Source organism: Clostridium kluyveri DSM 555, from assembly GCF_000016505.1.
Classification (GTDB): Bacteria; Bacillota; Clostridia; order Clostridiales; family Clostridiaceae; genus Clostridium_B; species Clostridium_B kluyveri.
This window is the reverse complement of sequence record NC_009706.1, coordinates 3,572,502-3,590,184: the sequence shown is the minus strand read 5'-3', so window position 1 is coordinate 3,590,184 and position 17,683 is coordinate 3,572,502. Positions and strand designations below refer to the sequence as shown.

15 protein-coding genes, 6 pseudogenes, 1 CRISPR repeat array and 1 riboswitch are annotated in these 17,683 nt (G+C 36.4%); of the genes and pseudogenes, 18 read left to right on the top strand and 3 right to left on the bottom strand.

All coding sequences use genetic code 11. From position 1 onward, the window contains the following. The first annotated feature begins 48 nt into the window (after positions 1 to 48). The 12 genes and pseudogenes from CKL_RS17240 to CKL_RS20085 all read left to right on the top strand — a co-directional run. Positions 49 to 810 carry an ABC transporter ATP-binding protein gene (locus CKL_RS17240; protein ID WP_012620961.1) on the top strand — a complete coding sequence of 254 codons (762 nt, stop codon included), beginning with the start codon at positions 49 to 51 and terminating at the stop codon, positions 808 to 810. Next, positions 807 to 2,903, top strand: a complete 2,097-nt coding sequence (locus CKL_RS17235; RefSeq protein ID WP_012103863.1) for an ABC transporter permease — start codon at positions 807 to 809, stop codon at positions 2,901 to 2,903. The genes CKL_RS17240 and CKL_RS17235 overlap by 4 nt, the downstream gene beginning before the upstream one ends. 280 nt (positions 2,904 to 3,183) lie before the next feature. After that, positions 3,184 to 3,510, top strand: coding sequence for a PadR family transcriptional regulator (locus CKL_RS17230; RefSeq protein WP_012103862.1), 327 nt, complete (start codon positions 3,184 to 3,186; stop codon positions 3,508 to 3,510). 2 nt (positions 3,511 to 3,512) lie between these two features. Further along, positions 3,513 to 3,866, top strand: coding sequence for a DUF1048 domain-containing protein (locus CKL_RS17225; protein WP_012103861.1), 354 nt, complete (start codon positions 3,513 to 3,515; stop codon positions 3,864 to 3,866). Further along, positions 3,863 to 4,180: pseudogene (locus CKL_RS20095) on the top strand (ATP-binding cassette domain-containing protein); the annotation flags it as partial. The gene CKL_RS17225 and the pseudogene CKL_RS20095, both read left to right, overlap by 4 nt. A 12-nt stretch (positions 4,181 to 4,192) precedes the next feature. Next, positions 4,193 to 4,336 (top strand): hypothetical protein, encoded by a 144-nt coding sequence (locus CKL_RS21030; protein ID WP_155814044.1) that lies wholly within the window; start codon positions 4,193 to 4,195, stop codon positions 4,334 to 4,336. A gap of 149 nt (positions 4,337 to 4,485) precedes the next feature. After that, positions 4,486 to 4,791, top strand: a pseudogene (locus CKL_RS20090) (PadR family transcriptional regulator). After that, positions 4,791 to 5,138 carry a DUF1048 domain-containing protein gene (locus tag CKL_RS17215; RefSeq protein WP_012103858.1) on the top strand — a complete coding sequence of 116 codons (348 nt, stop codon included), beginning with the start codon at positions 4,791 to 4,793 and terminating at the stop codon, positions 5,136 to 5,138. Before CKL_RS20090 ends, CKL_RS17215 begins: the two are co-directional and overlap by 1 nt. Positions 5,139 to 5,147: 9 nt before the next feature. Next, positions 5,148 to 5,495 (top strand): annotated as a pseudogene (locus CKL_RS17210) (DUF1048 domain-containing protein); the annotation flags it as partial. Between the two features lie 18 nt (positions 5,496 to 5,513). Further along, positions 5,514 to 6,272, top strand: coding sequence for an ABC transporter ATP-binding protein (locus CKL_RS17205; protein ID WP_012103856.1), 759 nt, complete (start codon positions 5,514 to 5,516; stop codon positions 6,270 to 6,272). Beyond that, positions 6,273 to 7,043: an ABC transporter permease gene (locus CKL_RS17200; RefSeq protein ID WP_012103855.1), complete on the top strand. Its 771-nt coding sequence runs from the start codon at positions 6,273 to 6,275 to the stop codon at positions 7,041 to 7,043. A 358-nt stretch (positions 7,044 to 7,401) separates the two neighbouring features. Continuing rightward, positions 7,402 to 7,503, top strand: a pseudogene (locus tag CKL_RS20085) (8-oxo-dGTP diphosphatase MutT); the annotation flags it as partial. Positions 7,504 to 7,792: 289 nt separating this feature from the next. Here CKL_RS20085 and CKL_RS17195 read toward each other — a convergent pair. Continuing rightward, positions 7,793 to 8,233, bottom strand: a pseudogene (locus CKL_RS17195) (recombinase family protein); the annotation flags it as partial. Positions 8,234 to 8,579: 346 nt separating this feature from the next. Here CKL_RS17195 and CKL_RS20075 point away from each other — a divergent pair. The 4 genes and pseudogenes from CKL_RS20075 to CKL_RS17180 form a co-directional block, all read left to right on the top strand. Continuing rightward, a pseudogene (locus tag CKL_RS20075) lies at positions 8,580 to 8,882 on the top strand (PEP-utilizing enzyme); the annotation flags it as partial. Between the two features lie 160 nt (positions 8,883 to 9,042). Continuing rightward, positions 9,043 to 9,363 (top strand): hypothetical protein, encoded by a 321-nt coding sequence (locus CKL_RS20070; protein WP_012103853.1) that lies wholly within the window; start codon positions 9,043 to 9,045, stop codon positions 9,361 to 9,363. Between the two features lie 965 nt (positions 9,364 to 10,328). Beyond that, positions 10,329 to 11,544: direct repeats of the CRISPR family, unit length 30 nt; unit sequence GTTGAAACTTAACAAGATTTGTATTTAAAT. 534 nt (positions 11,545 to 12,078) lie between these two features. Then, on the top strand, positions 12,079 to 12,447 hold the full coding sequence (locus CKL_RS17185; RefSeq protein WP_012103852.1) for a hypothetical protein: 369 nt from the start codon (positions 12,079 to 12,081) through the stop codon (positions 12,445 to 12,447). A 122-nt stretch (positions 12,448 to 12,569) separates the two neighbouring features. Next, positions 12,570 to 12,764, top strand: coding sequence for an alpha/beta-type small acid-soluble spore protein (locus CKL_RS17180; RefSeq protein WP_012103851.1), 195 nt, complete (start codon positions 12,570 to 12,572; stop codon positions 12,762 to 12,764). A gap of 271 nt (positions 12,765 to 13,035) precedes the next feature. Here CKL_RS17180 and CKL_RS17175 read toward each other — a convergent pair whose 3' ends face one another. After that, positions 13,036 to 13,398 (bottom strand): TSUP family transporter, encoded by a 363-nt coding sequence (locus CKL_RS17175; protein WP_012103850.1) that lies wholly within the window; start codon positions 13,396 to 13,398, stop codon positions 13,036 to 13,038. A gap of 231 nt (positions 13,399 to 13,629) precedes the next feature. Between CKL_RS17175 and CKL_RS21415 the strand changes: the two genes are divergently transcribed. Next, a complete protein-coding gene (locus tag CKL_RS21415) occupies positions 13,630 to 13,773 on the top strand; it encodes a hypothetical protein (protein ID WP_242652503.1) in 144 nt (47 codons plus the stop codon). Between the two features lie 290 nt (positions 13,774 to 14,063). On the opposite strand, the gene tyrS is transcribed toward CKL_RS21415, so the two are convergent. Beyond that, positions 14,064 to 15,272 carry a tyrosine--tRNA ligase gene (gene tyrS, locus CKL_RS17170; protein WP_012103849.1) on the bottom strand — a complete coding sequence of 403 codons (1,209 nt, stop codon included), beginning with the start codon at positions 15,270 to 15,272 and terminating at the stop codon, positions 14,064 to 14,066. 516 nt (positions 15,273 to 15,788) lie between these two features. After that, positions 15,789 to 15,875: riboswitch (glycine riboswitch) on the top strand. A gap of 292 nt (positions 15,876 to 16,167) precedes the next feature. On the opposite strand from tyrS, the gene CKL_RS17165 reads away from it, so the two are divergent. Beyond that, positions 16,168 to 17,529: an amino acid permease gene (locus CKL_RS17165; protein WP_012103848.1), complete on the top strand. Its 1,362-nt coding sequence runs from the start codon at positions 16,168 to 16,170 to the stop codon at positions 17,527 to 17,529. Positions 17,530 to 17,683: the final 154 nt, after the last annotated feature.

The following is a 17,683-nucleotide window of genomic DNA, read 5'->3' as shown; positions in this document are numbered from 1 at the left end:
GGCCTTTTTCACTATACTATAATTACATTAATGCAAGGAGATGAATTTATGGATGACATCATCAAGGTAGAAAATCTAACAAAAGTATATCGCTCATTTAAGGGAGCCAAGGAGGTTCAGGCTTTACAAGATGTGAATCTCACCGTTTCTAAGGGCGAGTTTATCGGGATTATGGGACCAAGCGGCAGCGGAAAAACAACGCTTCTCAATATATTGTCCGGCATTGATACTGCAACATCAGGCAAAGTAATTATAGACGGCAAGCCCATTGACAGGCTTAAAAAAGATGAGTTGGCGCTGCTTCGCCGGCAAAGAATCGGATATGTCTTTCAGGACTTCAATCTTCTTGAAAGCCTGACCCTGAAAGAAAATATTGCTTTGCCGCTTATTTTGGATAAAGTACCGCCGCAAAAAATTGAAGACCGCGTGAATGAACTGATGAGCTTCTTCGGCATAAGCGACCTTGCCGAAAAATATCAATACCATGCCTCCGGCGGTGAAAAACAGCGCGCTGCGGCTGCAAGGGCACTTTCCACCGATCCGGCGGTGTGCTTTGCTGACGAACCAACCGGTAATCTTGACTCGAAATCGTCGGCCAATATCATGGAAATGATGACACGTATGAATACCCAAAAACACTGTACCATATTGATGGTTACCCACGATGCCTTTGCCGCATCCTACTGCCAAAAGATTATCTTTATCAAAGACGGTAAAATCAACGTGCAAATACAAAGCTCGGGTGATAGAAAGGCTTTCTTTGATAAAATACTGGAGACCTTGAGCATAGTGGGAGGCGATAAGGAATGACATTTTGGCATATTGTGGGCAAAAACCTAAAATATAATTTTGGACATTTTCTCTCCTATCTTTTCGTAAACAGCTTTGTTGTTGCGGTTTTATTTTTGTACGGCAGTCTGTTGTTTAATGAAATTTTAGCCCGGAATGGCTCTTTTCGGGCAGCGTCTGCGTATATTCAAGCGGCGGCGTATGCCATCCTTTTGTTTTCCATCGTTTTTGTAGCGTACACAGGTATATATTTTGTGAAATCAAGAAGTCGGGAATTTGCACTGTATCTCACTTTAGGCATGACTGACAGAGATTTAATTAGAATGATTCACATAGAGAGCCTTGCCATTGTTGCCGGGTCTATGGTTTTTGGCATGCTTTCCGGGCTTTTGCTGTCAAAATTGTTTTATATGATACTTGGCAGAATATTAGGCTTCACCGGGTTTAGCTATAACGATATTTACTATATCGACTACAGAACCTTTTTGCTGAGCTTTGGTGTCTTTATCCTTGTCTTCTTTCTTAACATGCTTTTTACCAACATCTTTATTCGCAGACTCTCTATAGTACAGATGATGAAGTCCTCCAGCACTAAAGGTGTTTCCAAGTCACGTCCGGTTGTTGGTGCAGTTGCCACCGCTGCATGTGTTTTTTCCACCTTTTTTCTACATGAGTTTTTAGCTAGAAGTGAGTGGGCAAGGGGCATTACAACCAATTGTCCTGTACTGATCCCACTCTTAACATTCGCAGTTGTCATAGTATCACTGTATTTTGTCATAGCTTTTGGTATTGATATCGTGAGATATTTTAGTAAGCAATTTCCTGCATTTTATAACAGAAACATTTTGACTTTTGGAAGCCTCAGTCACCGATTTTTTTCCTATAAAGTAACATTGTATATCGTTTCGCTATTAATTTTTGTGGCCATCTATTTTATGGGTATGGGCATATCAATCTATACCTATAATAATAAAACCATTGAGGAATTTGTTCCCTACGATTTTATGATAGAAACAAGCGGCAATATAAATAATATAAGCCCAGATGAGATTAAGGAGCTTGTGGGGGGTGCAGACGGTGTTTTAGATACTTTCTCCACTTTGAAATTTGCAAGCTGCCAAAACTACAGGAATACCAAGGAAGGGTTTGTCAATTATTATTTAGAAAACTATAAGGATAGTATGTTCATCAGCGAAAGCGAGTTTAACAGGCATATGGGGCTACATATTGATGTTAAGCCTGACGAATTACTGCTTGTCTATAATTCCAGTGCAAAAGCACAAGAACCCATTGACTTTGATACGGTTATCACAATTGAGCCCTGGCGGGAAGGTGTAACCCATGCAGAAGCATTTGGTGGAAATTCTACGGATATGGATACTTTTGTCCGCAAATTGGGAAATACAAAGCATTTAGTATATAGCGGAGAAAAAACAAAAAGTATGTATGCTCCTTTCATTGATTCCTATGGAAATATCGAGTATGCAGGTGTTTTGGCAGATGTAGTTGACGACAAGGTGTATTCAGAGCTTAAAGCCAAGACAGAAACCGCCTATTTGTTTAATTTAAAATCAGGCGATGGCAAAAAGGTTTTTAATGCCATACTTGACGGGCTGCGCAAGATAAATGGTGCCGATGAAAACTTATGGAAAAGCTCCAGCTTAGTATTCGGTGCAAAGGACGACATAACCAATTTGCGGCCAATTTACAAGCAAGAACGCTTTGATATGGCGTTTGGTATTGGTGGGTTTACGTTCTTTGCGTTTAGCTTCATAGGATTTTTATTCTTACTGTCATCAGGCATTGTATTGTATTACAAAATTGTCACCGATATTGATGAAGAAAAAGAACAGATTGTAATGCTAAAAAGAATAGGGCTAAACAGCAAAGAGTGCAGGAGATACCTGACAACGCATTTAGCAATCCTTTTTTTTACCCCTCTTATCATAGGTGCCATTCTAGGAACGGTATACATGCATGCGGAACTTGTGTTTAGCCCTTATGTGGATTATATGATGAGTTTCATATTGATAATAATAGGGGTAGTGGCGATTTTGGATGTGCTTCTTTACCTGACCCTTAGAAAAGGATTTTTTAGAGGTGTTGAAGTTTGATAAGAAATTTCTCTTTATAATAAAGTATTTTCTTATAAAAATCTCAACAATTTTGAAGCGGCACAAGAAGAATGGTTAAAACATATATTTATAAGAATGGTAAAATCTATAAGCAGGTCAACTGTGGTCACAGTTGACCTGCTTGCCGGTTAGCATCTTGCATTTAAGTTGAAATTCATTATCAGAGCAACCGCTATTGACAAGCCAACTATTACGTGGTACTATATAGCGGTAGTAAGCAATACTTAATATGAGTCATACATAATAGCAAGGGGTGATTATGCTGGAAAACCTAACGGAAATGCTCAAAGGCGTGCTTGAAGGCTGCGTCCTTGAAATTATAAGCCGCAAAGAAACCTACGGCTACGAAATCACGCGGCGGCTGAACGCTCTCGGTTTCACAGATGTTGTGGTGGGAACGGTGTACACCATCCTGATACGGCTTGAAAAAAACAAGTTGGTGGAGATCACCAAGAAGCCCTCTGACATGGGACCGCCGCGAAAGTTTTTCACGCTCAACGACGCGGGGCGTGAGGAACTGCGGAGGTTCTGGGAAAAATGGGAATTTGTTGCGTCGAAAATCAACCAATTAAAGGAGGGACAGTAACTATGCTGGAGTTTTTCAAAAAAGTGGTCGGGGATAAAAAAGAGTATAAGCAACAGATGGCAAGGGTAAAAGCACTACCTGAAGACTATCAGTTCGTATTTGAAAAAATTCAAAGATACATGTGGAATTTTGCTGCAGGAGACGGCTATGATATGTTGAAGATTCAATATGAATTGATAGATTTGTTCGAAGCTGGCGTGGTGGAAGGCAGACAAGTTTTGGAAATCACGGGCGAGGACGTGGCGGCATTCTGCGACGAACTTCTGCTCAATGCCAAAACGTATACGGAAAACTGGCGCGAGAAGCTTAACCACGACATAATAAAAAAATTCGGAAAAGGGAATGATTCCAAATGACTGATTTTGCCATAACCATAAAGGGATTGAAAAAATCCTATAAAAAAACAGAAGTCCTGAAAGGCGTCGACTTTCGATGTGCAACGTGGTGAGGTTTTCGCATTGCTTGGCTCGAATGGCGCGGGGAAAACGACGATTGTCAAAATACTTCTACAATCCTCAGAGCAAATAGCGGTAGTGCAAGCGTATGCGGCTTTGATGTCTTTCGGCAACCGGAAAAAGTCCGCGAGAGCATTAGTCTTACCAGGCAGTTTACCGTAGTGGACAAAGTTCTGACCGGTCGTGAAAATCTTAAAATGGCAATAGCAATAAAGTAATTATAATATTTGATCATATATTCATGCTTAAGTATAGCATATACATGGATGATAATATCAGGAGCGGATTGTTCTAAAAATAAGAAAAGCAAAATTATAGGGGCTACAAAAAAATATGCAATTGTGGTCACAGTTGACCTGCTTGCCGGATAGCATCTTGCGTTTTAGTTGAAATTCATTATCATAATAGCCGCTATTGACAGACCAACTATTATGTGATACTATATAGCAGTAGTAAGTGATACTTAATATAAGTCATACAGAATAGCAAGGGGTAATTGTGTTGAAAAGACCTAACGGAAATGCTCAAAGGCGTGCTGGGGGGCTGCGTCCTTGAAATTATAAGTCGCAAAGAAACCTACGGTTACGAAATCATGCGGCGGCTGAATGCCCTCGGCTTCACAGACGTTGTGGATGGAACGGTATACACTATCCTGATACGGCTTGAAAAAAGCAATCTGGTATAAATTACCAAGAAGCCCTCCGACGTGGGATCGCCGCGAAAGTTTTTCGCGCTCAACGATACGGGGCGCGAGGAATTGCGGAGGTTCTGGGGAAAATGGGAGTTTATCGCGTCAAAAATTAACGAGTTAAAGGAGAGAAAATAATGAATCTTTGGGAAAAGATCACAGGCAGCGACATGACTAAAGAATTAAAAATTTTTGAATCGCGAGCCAAAAAGCTGCCTGCTGATTATCAAGTGGCATGGGGAAAAATTTTTGCCAATCTTTTACCGCACTCAGATTTCACCGGTCGCAACCTTATGCCAATTCTTGACGGTGTGCTTGGCCTACTCGAAGAAGCAGCGGCGGATGGTCAGAGTGTCCAAGAGGCTTTGGGTGACGATATCAAAGGCTTCTGTTCAGCGCTGGCCGGTGAAGAAGGGGCAAAGTCTTTTCGCGACAAGTGGCGCGAACAACTCAACAATAATGTCGCTAAAAAATTAGGTAAATAGGAGGATAAAATGAGCATACAAGATATCATCGAAGGCAAAAAAGAGTGGCGAGCGCACATGGTGCGTGTCAAAGCACTCCCGCAAGATTATCAGATTGTTTATAAAGAGATTCAAAAATATATCTTTAAGGTCGGTCCTGTTGAACTAACCGACGGGACGGGTTTGCTCTCGGGGATTATCGATCTTTTTGAAGAGGGCGCGGCCTTGGGGAAAAGTGTGCTCGAAGTGACGGGCAGTGACGTAGCGGCTTTCTGCGACGATCTAATCAAAGGTTCAAAAACTTACGCTGACATCTATCAAGAATCTGTTGACCAAGAAGTTAATAAGGCCGTGAAAAAGGTTACGGATAAAACAAAGTAAAAGGGGGATATCGGGATGGAAAAAGCAATCCAAGTGAAAGGGCTGCAAAAGTCCTACAAGAAATTTCATGTTCTAAAGGGCGTGGATTTTGAGGTGGAAAAAGGCAGTATTTTCGCCCTGCTGGGCTCCAATGGTGCGGGCAAGACTACGATTGTCAAAATTCTCACCACGCTGCTTAAACAGGATAGTGGAGCTGCTACCGTCAATGGATTCGACGTTGCGGCGAGGCCCGACTATGTGCGCCAGTCCATCAGTCTGACAGGGCAATTTGCCGCCGTGGACGAGATATTGACCGGGCGGGAAAATCTCATCATGATCGCCAAGCTGCGGCACCTTGCAAATCCACGTCAGATTGCGGACGATTTGCTCAAACGCTTCGGCCTGATCGACGCCGGCGACCGCAGGGTTTCCACCTATTCGGGCGGTATGCACCGCAGGCTTGACATCGCCATGAGCCTGATCGGAAATCCGCAGCTCATTTTCCTCGACGAGCCGACCACCGGCCTTGACCCCGAGGCACGTATCAAGGTTTGGAAGACGGTCAAGGAGCTTGCCGAGGGCGGCACCACGGTGTTCCTGACCACGCAGTATCTGGAGGAGGCCGAGCAGCTTGCGGACCGAATCGCCATTCTGCATGAAGGGAAAATTATCGCGAATGGCACCCTTGATGAACTGAAAAGACTGTTCCCGCCCGCAAAAGTGGAATATGTAGAAAAGCAACCGACATTGGAGGAGATATTCCTCGCAATCATCGGCAAGAAGGAGGAAAAATAAATGGAAACCGTAAAGAAACACTTTTTCAGCGATATGGGCGTCATGCTTGGACGTTCCATGCGCCATGTTACCCGAAGCATGGACACCATCATCACAGTCACCATCATGCCGATTGCATTTATGCTGCTGTTCGTCTATGTGTTTGGCGGTGCGATTCAAACCGGCACGGATAACTATGTGAATTACCTGCTGCCCGGCGTCCTGTTGATTGCTATTGCAAGCGGTATCGCCTATACGGCTTACCGTTTGTTTATGGATATGCAAAGAGGCATCTTCGAACGGTTCCACTCTATGCCGATCGCGCGTTCCGCCACGCTGTGGGGGCATGTGCTGACCTCACTGGTATCCAATGCGATTTCGGTTGTCGTAATCATTCTCGTAGCGCTCATTATGGGTTTCCGCTCGTCGGCAGGAGTATTGTCATGGCTTGCCGTGGCCGGTATACTCATGCTGTTTACGCTGGCCTTGACATGGATTGCGGTGATTGCTGGACTGTCAGCAAAATCAGTGGACGGTGCAGGTGCTTTTTCCTACCCGCTTATCTTCCTTCCATTTATCAGTTCGGCGTTTGTACCCACCGAATCGATGCCGTCAGTCGTCCGTGCTTTTGCCGAAAACCAGCCAGTGACTTCAATAGTGGAAGCTATCCGCGCGCTCCTGGCGGGGCAACCTGTCGGAAATGATATTTGGGTTGCGCTTGCATGGTGCTTAGGGATACTGATCGTCGCATATCTATTTGCGATACGCGTATACAAACGGAAAGCAGCTTAATGTTTGCGGGCCTGACCTCTGGACAGTGAAAAGGGCATGTTGACCAAGGGTTAAATTACCGATAAAAGAGTATAGAAAAAACATAGCCAAGTTCTAAAATATAAGTTGAATCAATAAAAAACTTATAAAAAAGGAGAACATGGTTATGTTGAATATACTATGAAAGTCAGTTGCAGTCTCAGATATTTCTGAAAAACTAAAGGATGATTTCACAGATGCAACTGAAGAAAGCAAAATAAAGAGAATATAATAGTTCTGTAATTAATAATTTAGAAGTATTTTTAACGTCAAAGGTACAAACTGTATTTGTATGTCAAATTATAGTATAATTATCATATGATATGAGGTGATTATATAAATGAAAACAGTAGAAGTAGTAGCTGCAATTATAAAGCACGGTAATGAAATATTTACCACGTGTCGTGGTTATGGTGAGTTTAAAAATATGTGGGAATTTCCAGAATGCAAATAAAAAGGCAGTACTGCTTTTTTGATGATGAACACTGTAACAAGCTTGTGAATTAACCTATAACTATACTTTTTTAAGAAATTCTATTACTTTATAATGTAAAAATGGTTGGATGGAAGGATAAGTTAAATCATTTGGTATATTATCGAATAATTTAATTTCATTTATTTCATAGTATTGTATTCAATTTATAAAAATTTACTTTTACCATATAAATTATTTCTCCTTTTTAATTCGCTAAAAATTACAACTACGTATTAGCTATAACTTTAAAATATCACTATAATACCTGGCTTTTACTGATTTCTCCTATAACCTTGTATAGAGTAGGTTTGCTTATATTAAACATACTGCACAGATTTTTTACTGTTGTTTTTTTCTGCTGATATAATTCATATATTGCTTTCTTTTTGTTATCGTCAAGCTTTGGTTTTCTGCCACCTTTTCTACCACGTGCTCTTGCTGCAGCAAGACCTTCTTTTGTCCTTTGACTTATTAGATCTCTTTCAAATTGACTTATTCCAGCCATAAAAGTAAACATTAATTTTCCTTGAGGGGTTGTAGTATCCAGCCAACTTTCCTTCAAACTTTTAATATTAGCACCCTTTTTTTCAATATGATCTACTAAACTAAATAAATCCTTTGTGCTCCTGCTTAATCTGGTGAGATCAGTTACTAATATAACATCACTTTTTCTTAATTTATCTAGTATATTATTTAGAGGTTAATATGATAAAAACTAAGTTGAACAATAGACATAATATTGTCAATAAAAGTAATAATTTAACAAATTCGCAACAGAAAAATAAATAGATTGGTGCTATTAGACTTATTATAATTCCCATTAGGAAAAACATACCAGTAAATACCTAACAATTTGTTGAATGAATAGGTATTTACTGGTACAGGTTATTTGGTTACTAGCAAGAGATCAATAGTACACAAAACCATTCCTAAAGTCTGATGAAATACTTTTCTTTATATACAAGTACACCAACAATCAATAAAACACATGCTAAAGTGATATTAGCAACAAGTGAACCAGTGCTGACATTGCACTCAAATCTATAAATGAAAAAGAAGATATATACTATCTCACTTTTGAAGAACTTCGCGAAGTCGTATGCACAAATAAACTGGATTATCAGATCATCGGCAAATGTCAAGACGAGTACAAATTATATAAAAAACTAACTCTCCCACGTGTTATCACGACTGATGGTGAAATCATTGCAGGTGAGTATAAACGAGAAAATCTCCCAGCGGGTGCTATTGTGGGTCTACCTGTTTCTTCTGGAGTCATAGAGGGAAGAAGAGCACGTGTCATCTTAAACATAGAAGATGCTGATCTAGAAGATGGAGATATATTAAACAGATGTACTCTTAGCAAGTAACCATTTGAAGCTTAGTTATACTTATATATGCTCTAACTTTAATATTTGTACGCCTTCTAATGATTCTTAACTCTTATTCACGGATTTGATATTTTACTCATAGTATGGCATTGTAAACAAATTTACGGAGGTACCTATGAGTATCAATGCTTCTAATGACAACTCAAATGAAAAGGTTGAAAATTCTTATGACTTTGAAGCTCCTATGTATTGCCCATATTGCTTAATGCCTTATAATAGACCAATTCAAAATGAATATACGTATGTAGATCCTTATGATGAAGACTTTGATGAGAATTTTGATTATGACTTCAATCCTGAATATAGACATAGAGGGCATAGAAGACGTAGAAGAAGACGTAGAAGACGTAGACATAGGCGCAGATGTAGACGGGATATATGTGAATTTCCTCTTTTTCCATTATTCTATGACTATGACGACTGGTATTGGTATTAATAATGGAGAATGCTTCACAACTTCATAAATATAGCTGATCTAGCCATTATGTAAAATAAGCACCCTAAATGACGAGTGCTTATTTTTATGCAATATTATTTTTAAAGGAGTCTAAACTTATACTATCCTGTGGCAGTTGCATTTGAGTTTTAAGTGCCCTGCAACTACAGACACCAGTTTATATTTACGCTTAAGGGGGCATACTTTATAAACTACTTATTCAACATTGGTACTTGTCCACTGAATGTACTTATAATTATAAGTAGTATTTGTTACAACTTAATGGCATAATGATTAACTATTTGTGAACAAAATAAAAATGGACACTGCTCAAACAGTGTCTATCTTTAACATATACACGTATAGTTTTATTTCATTTACGGTTTCCTATGTTGTAGCCCCATTTAACCCTGGAACCACAGGCATATTGACAGATTTACTATGAGTTACTACTAGTAGTCCCAGGTGTTTTCACTATAACCATATATTACATATTACGAATGTTTTAATTCCAAATTAATTCCCTCAAAGCCCATTGAAATAATAGCAGTAATTTTTCTATTTACCGTTTGATTGATCTGGAATTGTTTTTAGTAAGTCGACATAATTGAATGAATTATATTCATTTAGAGCAGGAAATGTTACAGGGTTGTACCCATTAATAGCATAGTTATCTATTATTAAAATTGAGATGATATTAAGGAACCAATATAAGTATTCTTATAGACATTAACCATTATGTTCAATTTATCGCATTTTATATTTATTTTTAAAATCCCCGTTAGTATTTTTCCAACCTTAGACAAGTAAAAATCTTATATAAACTGTTGATATACAATGCTTCCAAGGCGATTTTATTCTTATAAATACAGAAAATAAAATTGCCTGGAAAAATTTTTATAAAATCCTTTATTTTCAATACTTAAAGAGATATAATGAAAATAAGAAATGGCTATTTTACATTAGTTGAAACTTAACAAGATTTGTATTTAAATAACTGTTGGTACAACTAATCTTATGAGCATTTTCATGTTGAAACTTAACAAGATTTGTATTTAAATTTTAATTTCCTCCCTAAATTATATAATTTCCAAAGTTGAAACTTAACAAGATTTGTATTTAAATTCTTGTGGGGTATCGTCTTTCTTTTCTTGTAGGCTTGTTGAAACTTAACAAGATTTGTATTTAAATAACAGCAAAACTGTTTGGAGTCCCATGGAAAGCCATGTTGAAACTTAACAAGATTTGTATTTAAATTGACCTATGGATACCTGATAATAAGTTTGATGCACGTTGAAACTTAACAAGATTTGTATTTAAATGCTTTTTTTGCAAGTTCTCTTGTGCTTAACTTTAAGTTGAAACTTAACAAGATTTGTATTTAAATTATAAAAGAATGTGGAGTTGTAGAAACTGAATTACCGTTGAAACTTAACAAGATTTGTATTTAAATATGGCAAAGAAAGACCATTACAGATGTTGTTGCATTGTTGAAACTTAACAAGATTTGTATTTAAATTAAATAAAACCTTGAGAATTAATAAAATCATCTATGTTGAAACTTAACAAGATTTGTATTTAAATTACCTAAAGTTATTGGTAAAGTAAAAAAGCTTTTTAGTTGAACCTTAACAAGATTTGTATTTAAATTAGATGTAAAATTGATTAGCAGAAGTATCAGTATTCTTGTTGAACCTTAACAAGATTTGTATTTAAATTATACTTTATAATCTATAGTATTAAGCCAATTTCTGTTGAACCTTAACAAGATTTGTATTTAAATGTGATTTAGCAATGTCTTTAGGTATAAATAAGTCTAGTTGAACCTTAACAAGATTTGTATTTAAATTATATCTTTCCATGAGAATTGAACACATCAAGTCTCCAGTTGAACCTTAACAAGATTTGTATTTAAATCCCTGTAGAAGTTTGAAGGTTTTTTATGTCAACATCCGTTGAACCTTAACAAGATTTGTATTTAAATCCATAACCAGCATTAGATATTTCATCTTTGGTAGCAGTTGAACCTTAACAAGATTTGTATTTAAATATTTCATTTTCCATACTGTACCTTCTTAGTTTTGCGTTGAACCTTAATAAGATTTGTATTTAAATTCTTCTACAAAAGTTTCATATTCGAATTTAACATCTGTTGAACCTTAATAAGGGCTGTATTAAAATGTTATACAAATATTTGATTTTATTCCAATATATATAAGAAAGCTATAGTCACCCTCAAAATGGTTACTAACCTAAAAACCTTCCATATTAAAATTAACGAGGATTTAATCGTAAAAAAGAGAGCTTTACGTTTTCAAATTCTTTCCACATATCTAGAAACCAGTATAATTTTACTTTCCTAAATTGGCTAATAATTCCACATAAATTTCAAGCTATCTATAATTTTTCTTCATCTCTTGAAATGCTGTATCATATATCTGCTAAATAATTCTTTATCAAAAATATGAAATTGACTCATAGAGTTACTCTTTTTTCTAATATGATATTTTTTAAAATGTAAACAATCCCTAATTATAAATCACATAAAGTTCACATTGTTATTACATAATGTAACTACAATTAATACTTATAATTTTTTTAGAGATTAGGTTAAGTGAGATATAGAGATATTCAAATATAGAATAGTTTGTAGTGTATATAAGTATAATTAGAAATTTAAAATAAATATAGAGAGTTTCAATGGGAGGAATTTGCATGTATAAATTAGAAATCAAACCAGAGAAAAACATATTTTTAATAACTTTCAAGGGATTATTATCAAAAAAAGAAGGTGAGGAATTTTTATCAGAATTATTAAGGGAGCTAAAAACTTTTGATACATCTAAATACAATTTGGTGGTTGATACACGGGAACTTAAAGTTTCCACGCAAGATTCCACTGATAATATAAAGAGTACCATAGAATTGCTCGTTAAAACACCTTTTAAGGAACGTTATAATATTGCACCTAAAAGCATTATTGCTGAATTACAGGCAAAACGGGTAGTGAAAAATGATATATTCAGTAAGATCACTCCAATAAAATCTTATGAAAGCTTATTAAAATCGCCTGCAATTTTATAAGTTTGAACTTGTTTTCTATAGTTGTTTTCCAAATTTCCATCAAATTACCTAGAGTATTTTTCATAGAAATGCACAAACTTTAAATGTAGCATCAAAGATTACTATTTAGAGAGGTGTTTATTATGACACGTAACAATAAGTTAGTAGTCCCAGAAGCCAGAGAAGCCTTGAATAGGTTTAAGATGGAGTCAGCCAGAGAGGTTGGAGTAAATTTAAAAGATGGCTACAATGGAGATTTAACTGCCAGAGAAGCTGGAGCAGTAGGTGGAAATATGGTTAAGAAAATGATTAAAGCCTATGAAGAAGACTTAAAATAATAAAGTGATGATAAGCCTGTACCTCTCAAGGTGCAGGCTTTAGTCCGTAAATATAACTTATTGATTTTCTAACCACTTCATTGGTTCATTAGGATCACTAAACACTTTAACTACAATTCCTCCACCAGTAACAAAACTTGTCCTTTTTTTCAAATTCATTTGTCCAATAGTCTTTTCTGGTTGTACTAATGCCCAATATTTCCAATCTGCTTTAACTGTATTAGGAAATCCAAAGGAAATTATGTATTAATTTAAACAATATTTATATTAATCATTTCCCGAAAAAAGTTTTTATCCCAACTAAAATAACAAATATTCCAAAAGCCCTTTTCATCACATTCATAGGAAGCATATTTGCTAATTGACCACCGAATTTAGCACTTAATAACATTGCACTACAAATAATTATACCGCCCACTAAATCAGTGTTCCCTTTTTTATAGTACTCAATAAATGCAAGTATGCCAACAGGGGGAAGCATAGCAATCAGAGAAGTTCCTTGAGCTTTTAATTGAGAAAATCCCTTGAAAAACATTAAGGCCGGAATTATAATTATTCCACCGCCAACACCAAATAATCCACTTAGGATACCCGCAGCAATACCTATTGTAATAAAAATCATCACGTCTAACATAAGTTCCTCCTTTAATTATTACTGAAAAAGTTACTACATAATAACTTACACTTATAACGCAAGTTAAGAAAAATGCAGTAAAAAGGAGAATTTAATATTCTCTTCTTTCTTTCTCTGACAGCCATTTATATAATAATTTAGCTTGTTGAATAACAGTAATTATAAAATTAAATAAGTCATCACTTTATGATATAATGTTTTCGCTAAAAAATAGAAAAATATCAGTAAAGAATGACTTCAGTTATGATTATAACATTAAATATTGACAGCGAAAATACTTATTATAAAATTTATAAAGCAGTTGAAATTGCATTTTCTAAGTTTGAAATTGAAAGATCTAAAACTAAAGGCAGACCAAAAAAATATTCTGACTAGCAGATAGTTGCATGATATATGGAGTAAAAAATAGTATTTTTAGTTTGAGAGAACTTGAGTATAAAATCAAACAGGATATTCACCGATGAACTTAGATATAAGAATGCTTTATTTCGTGAATCTTCAATAGGTAATAGTCTATATATACATAGAATAAAGATGGAATAAACTTATAAGGGATAGCTAAGGTAATTGAAAATATATTAGGAGTTTAGTGTAAATTAAATAAAATAAATTCTGCTATTTGTTTATGTTCTAGGGAGAAGCAATTCCTGCTTCTCCTTTTGATACTACCCTTCCCAAATAATCTTTACAAAGCGCTTTTTACCGATTTTTAATACGTCACCATACAACAGGATGGAGTCAATATGTTTCAGCTTATGCTGATTGAGCTGTACGCCATTTTGCTGAACCAGCCTTCGAAACTCGCTATTGCTCTTTATGAATCCATTCTCCACAAGCAGGGGGATGATTTCAACTAAATGGCTTTGTGCTTTTACTGCAAGCTCCGGTATTTGATCAGGAATCGCTTTTTTGATGAAGGCCTTATCATAGTATTCCTTTGCCTCTATAACTTCCTGCTCCGTATGGTACAGGCTGGTAATGATTTCAGCCAAGGCATATTTGATATCCCGGGGGTTTTTACCCTGTACCAGCTCCTGCCTGATAGCTTCTATACGGTCTGGATGCTCATCTGTCGCCAACTCAAAGTATTTCAAAATCAGCTCGTCGGGAACCTCCATGACCTTTTTAAACATCACTTTGGCAGATTCATATACACCGATATAATTTTCAAGGCTCTTGCTCATTTTCTCTACGCCGTCCAATCCCTCCAGCAACGGCATAAACATGGCGACCTGCTGGGACTGTCCCATAGTTTTCTGTAAGGTTCGGCCCATTAGGATATTGAATGTCTGATCTGTCCCCCCCAGCTCAATATCTGCGTTCAGCTCGATGGAATCGTAAGCCTGCATCAACGGGTAAAAGAACTCATGGATTCCGATGGGGATGTTGTTGGTAAACCGATTTTGAAAATCGTCCCGTTCCATCATTCTGGCCACTGTAGTCGTGGCAGCCAGCCTGAGAACGTCCTCAAAATTCAGCTTGCTCAACCATTCGCTGTTGTAACGAACCGTTGTTTTTTTCTTGTCCAGCACCTTGAATATCTGTTCGAAATACGTCCGGGCATTTTCCCTTACCTGCTCGTCGGTCAAAGCATTACGGCCCTTTGATTTGCCTGATGGGTCACCGATTTTTCCGGTGAAATCACCGATGATAATCACCGCTTCATGCCCTAAGTCCTGCATCTGCTTGATTTTTCGCAGTACAACGGCATGCCCTAGGTGGATATCCGGCGCACTTGGATCCAGTCCCAATTTGATAATCAGGGGCCGATTGTTTTGAATGAATTCCGTCAGCTTGTTTCGTAGTTCATCCTCATCTACCAGTATGCTAACGCCCTTTGCTATAATACGCAGTTGTTCCTCGACAGTTTTCATTTTCATCTCTCCTTGAATATTAAATATTCATTCTAAAGCGAGGCGGTTAATCTGCATTATGTCTTTGGACATGGTATGCAATTTTCAACGCACGATTTTTGAAAGAAAATAGTGAAATCACATCACAAATGTGGTCTACAATTACCGGCACTACTACTTTATGCCTAATTCCTTTTTTTATATTAGTAATTAAAATAATAATGCCAGATTCGCTTATGTTATTTAAACTTACAAATCATGGTAATATTGTCTTTAAATTTTGGTGTACGGTTGTAATCTAAGGACTAAAAGCCCTTATCTAACGATATAGGCTTTTTTTACATTCAAGGTTTTAGAGATGAGGAGGCTATATACACTCAAAAATGAAGAAATCATTGCAATTTTATTAAAAATATATTAATATATAACGGTAAATTGAATATTTCAGATGAAAATAGTGGGAGAGTTATGGCAATAGCCATTCACCGAAGAAGTAAATCTTTCAGGTACCTATTTAATTTAGAGATGACCGCTATTGGATGAATCCTTGGAGAGACTCTTAATGAGCACCGAAGGAGAAAGTCGAAGGGCGAAACTCTCAGGTAAAAGGACAGGGAAAAGGTAGCATGTCTTATAATGGTAATACATAATTGATTACTTCATTCAAAGCTTATCTATTCCCATTTGTATCTCTAATCAAAAAATATTTACATAGCAAAAGGCATCTTTGGGAGATGCCTTTTGCTAAAATGGAGGGATAAAATGGAGCAATTCACAAAGGAACATTATTAGTTTAATCACATTAAGTACTGTATTAGTGATATCATATTTTGTAATGATTTCTTATGACAGTGCTCGTATCAATAATATTTTAAAATGAATTTTAAAACAGCAGTATTAGAAAGGCGGAATATATATGTCAGAAAATGAAAACTTATCACGAGGATTAAAAAATCGGCATGTTCAACTACTTGCAATTGGAGGTGCAATTGGTACCGGATTATTCCTTGGTTCAGGCAGATCAATTCATTTGGCAGGGCCATCTATTTTATTTGCATATACCATAACAGGGGTAGTTTGTTTTCTTATCATGCGTGCTCTTGGGGAATTATTGCTCTCTAATTTAAACTATCATTCTTTTGTAGACTTTGTACAGGAGTATATGGGAAATGGAGCAGCATTTATTACTGGATGGACTTATTGGTTTTGTTGGATCTCACTTGCTATGGCTGATTTAACTGCATCAGGACTTTATATACAATATTGGCTGCCTAATATAGCTCAATGGGTTCCGAGTCTTGTAGTTCTTATAATTTTATTAATTATGAACCTCACTACAGTAAAGTTGTTCGGGGAAATGGAATTCTGGTTTGCTTTAATTAAAATTGTTGCAATTTTAGCACTAATTATAATTGGTACATTTATGATTATTAAAGGATTTTCTACAAATGTTGGCGCATCTAGCTTTACGAATCTTTGGAATCACGGAGGATGGTTTCCAAATGGGACAAGTGGTTTTATTCTTTCCTTTCAAATGGTCGTATTTGCTTTTACAGGAATTGAATTGGTTGGCTTGACAGCGGGTGAAACTGAAAATCCAGAGTATGTCATTCCAAAGGCTATTAACAATATTCCAATTAGAATTATTATTTTTTACATTGGAGCACTTACTGTTATTATGAGTATATACCCTTGGAATTCAATTAATGCAGATAAAAGTCCATTTGTACAGGTATTTGCAGCAGTGGGAATCGCAGCAGCAGCAAGTATTGTAAATTTTGTTGTGTTAACGTCAGCGGCATCTGCTTGCAATAGCGGAATATTTAGTACAAGCCGTATGGTCTATTCTCTTGCTAAAGAAAATAATGCCCCTAATTCAATGAAAAGGTTAACTTCTAATAAAGTACCTTCTAATGCTTTGATGTTTTCAGCAGCTGTTATTTTAATTTCAGTTATTTTAAGCTATATTATGCCAGAAGGAGTATTTGTGCTTATTACAAGTATATCAACATTTTGTTTCATCTTCATTTGGGGAATTATGGTGGTCTGTCATTTAAAATATCGTAAAACTAATCCTAAACTTGCTTCAAAAAGCAAATTTAAAATGCCGCTTTATCCAATTACTAATTACATAGTTTTGGCATTTATTGTTTTTGTCTTAGCTGTTTTGGCGCTTAATAAGGAAACTCGTGTGGCTCTATTTGTAACACCTGTGTGGTTTATAATGCTTGGTATAATTTATAAAATACTTAAATCAAGAGTTAAAAAAGAAAAGTAAATAGTAATTTATGGTATAATATTTATGGATATTATTAATAAATTAGAGATAAAAACACAGTTTTGGTTGGTAGTCCAAACCTGTCTATATTCTTATAGATGGAAGTAACCTTCCCTCCTGGGGTCGTCCCTTCTCTATGTCAAATTTTATTTTA

Bases quoted from the DNA above. Each gene is read 5' to 3' on its own strand.
- CKL_RS17240 (WP_012620961.1), top strand. From the start codon at position 49: ATGGATGACATCATCAAGGTAGAAAATCTAACAAAAGTATATCGCTCA.
- CKL_RS17235 (WP_012103863.1), top strand. From the start codon at position 807: ATGACATTTTGGCATATTGTGGGCAAAAACCTAAAATATAATTTTGGA.
- CKL_RS17230 (WP_012103862.1), top strand. From the start codon at position 3,184: ATGCTGGAAAACCTAACGGAAATGCTCAAAGGCGTGCTTGAAGGCTGC.
- CKL_RS17225 (WP_012103861.1), top strand. From the start codon at position 3,513: ATGCTGGAGTTTTTCAAAAAAGTGGTCGGGGATAAAAAAGAGTATAAG.
- CKL_RS17215 (WP_012103858.1), top strand. From the start codon at position 4,791: ATGAATCTTTGGGAAAAGATCACAGGCAGCGACATGACTAAAGAATTA.
- CKL_RS17205 (WP_012103856.1), top strand. From the start codon at position 5,514: ATGGAAAAAGCAATCCAAGTGAAAGGGCTGCAAAAGTCCTACAAGAAA.
- CKL_RS17200 (WP_012103855.1), top strand. From the start codon at position 6,273: ATGGAAACCGTAAAGAAACACTTTTTCAGCGATATGGGCGTCATGCTT.
- CKL_RS20070 (WP_012103853.1), top strand. From the start codon at position 9,043: ATGAGTATCAATGCTTCTAATGACAACTCAAATGAAAAGGTTGAAAAT.
- CKL_RS17185 (WP_012103852.1), top strand. From the start codon at position 12,079: ATGTATAAATTAGAAATCAAACCAGAGAAAAACATATTTTTAATAACT.
- CKL_RS17180 (WP_012103851.1), top strand. From the start codon at position 12,570: ATGACACGTAACAATAAGTTAGTAGTCCCAGAAGCCAGAGAAGCCTTG.
- CKL_RS17175 (WP_012103850.1), bottom strand. From the start codon at position 13,398: ATGTTAGACGTGATGATTTTTATTACAATAGGTATTGCTGCGGGTATC.
- CKL_RS21415 (WP_242652503.1), top strand. From the start codon at position 13,630: ATGACTTCAGTTATGATTATAACATTAAATATTGACAGCGAAAATACT.
- tyrS (WP_012103849.1), bottom strand. From the start codon at position 15,272: ATGAAAACTGTCGAGGAACAACTGCGTATTATAGCAAAGGGCGTTAGC.
- CKL_RS17165 (WP_012103848.1), top strand. From the start codon at position 16,168: ATGTCAGAAAATGAAAACTTATCACGAGGATTAAAAAATCGGCATGTT.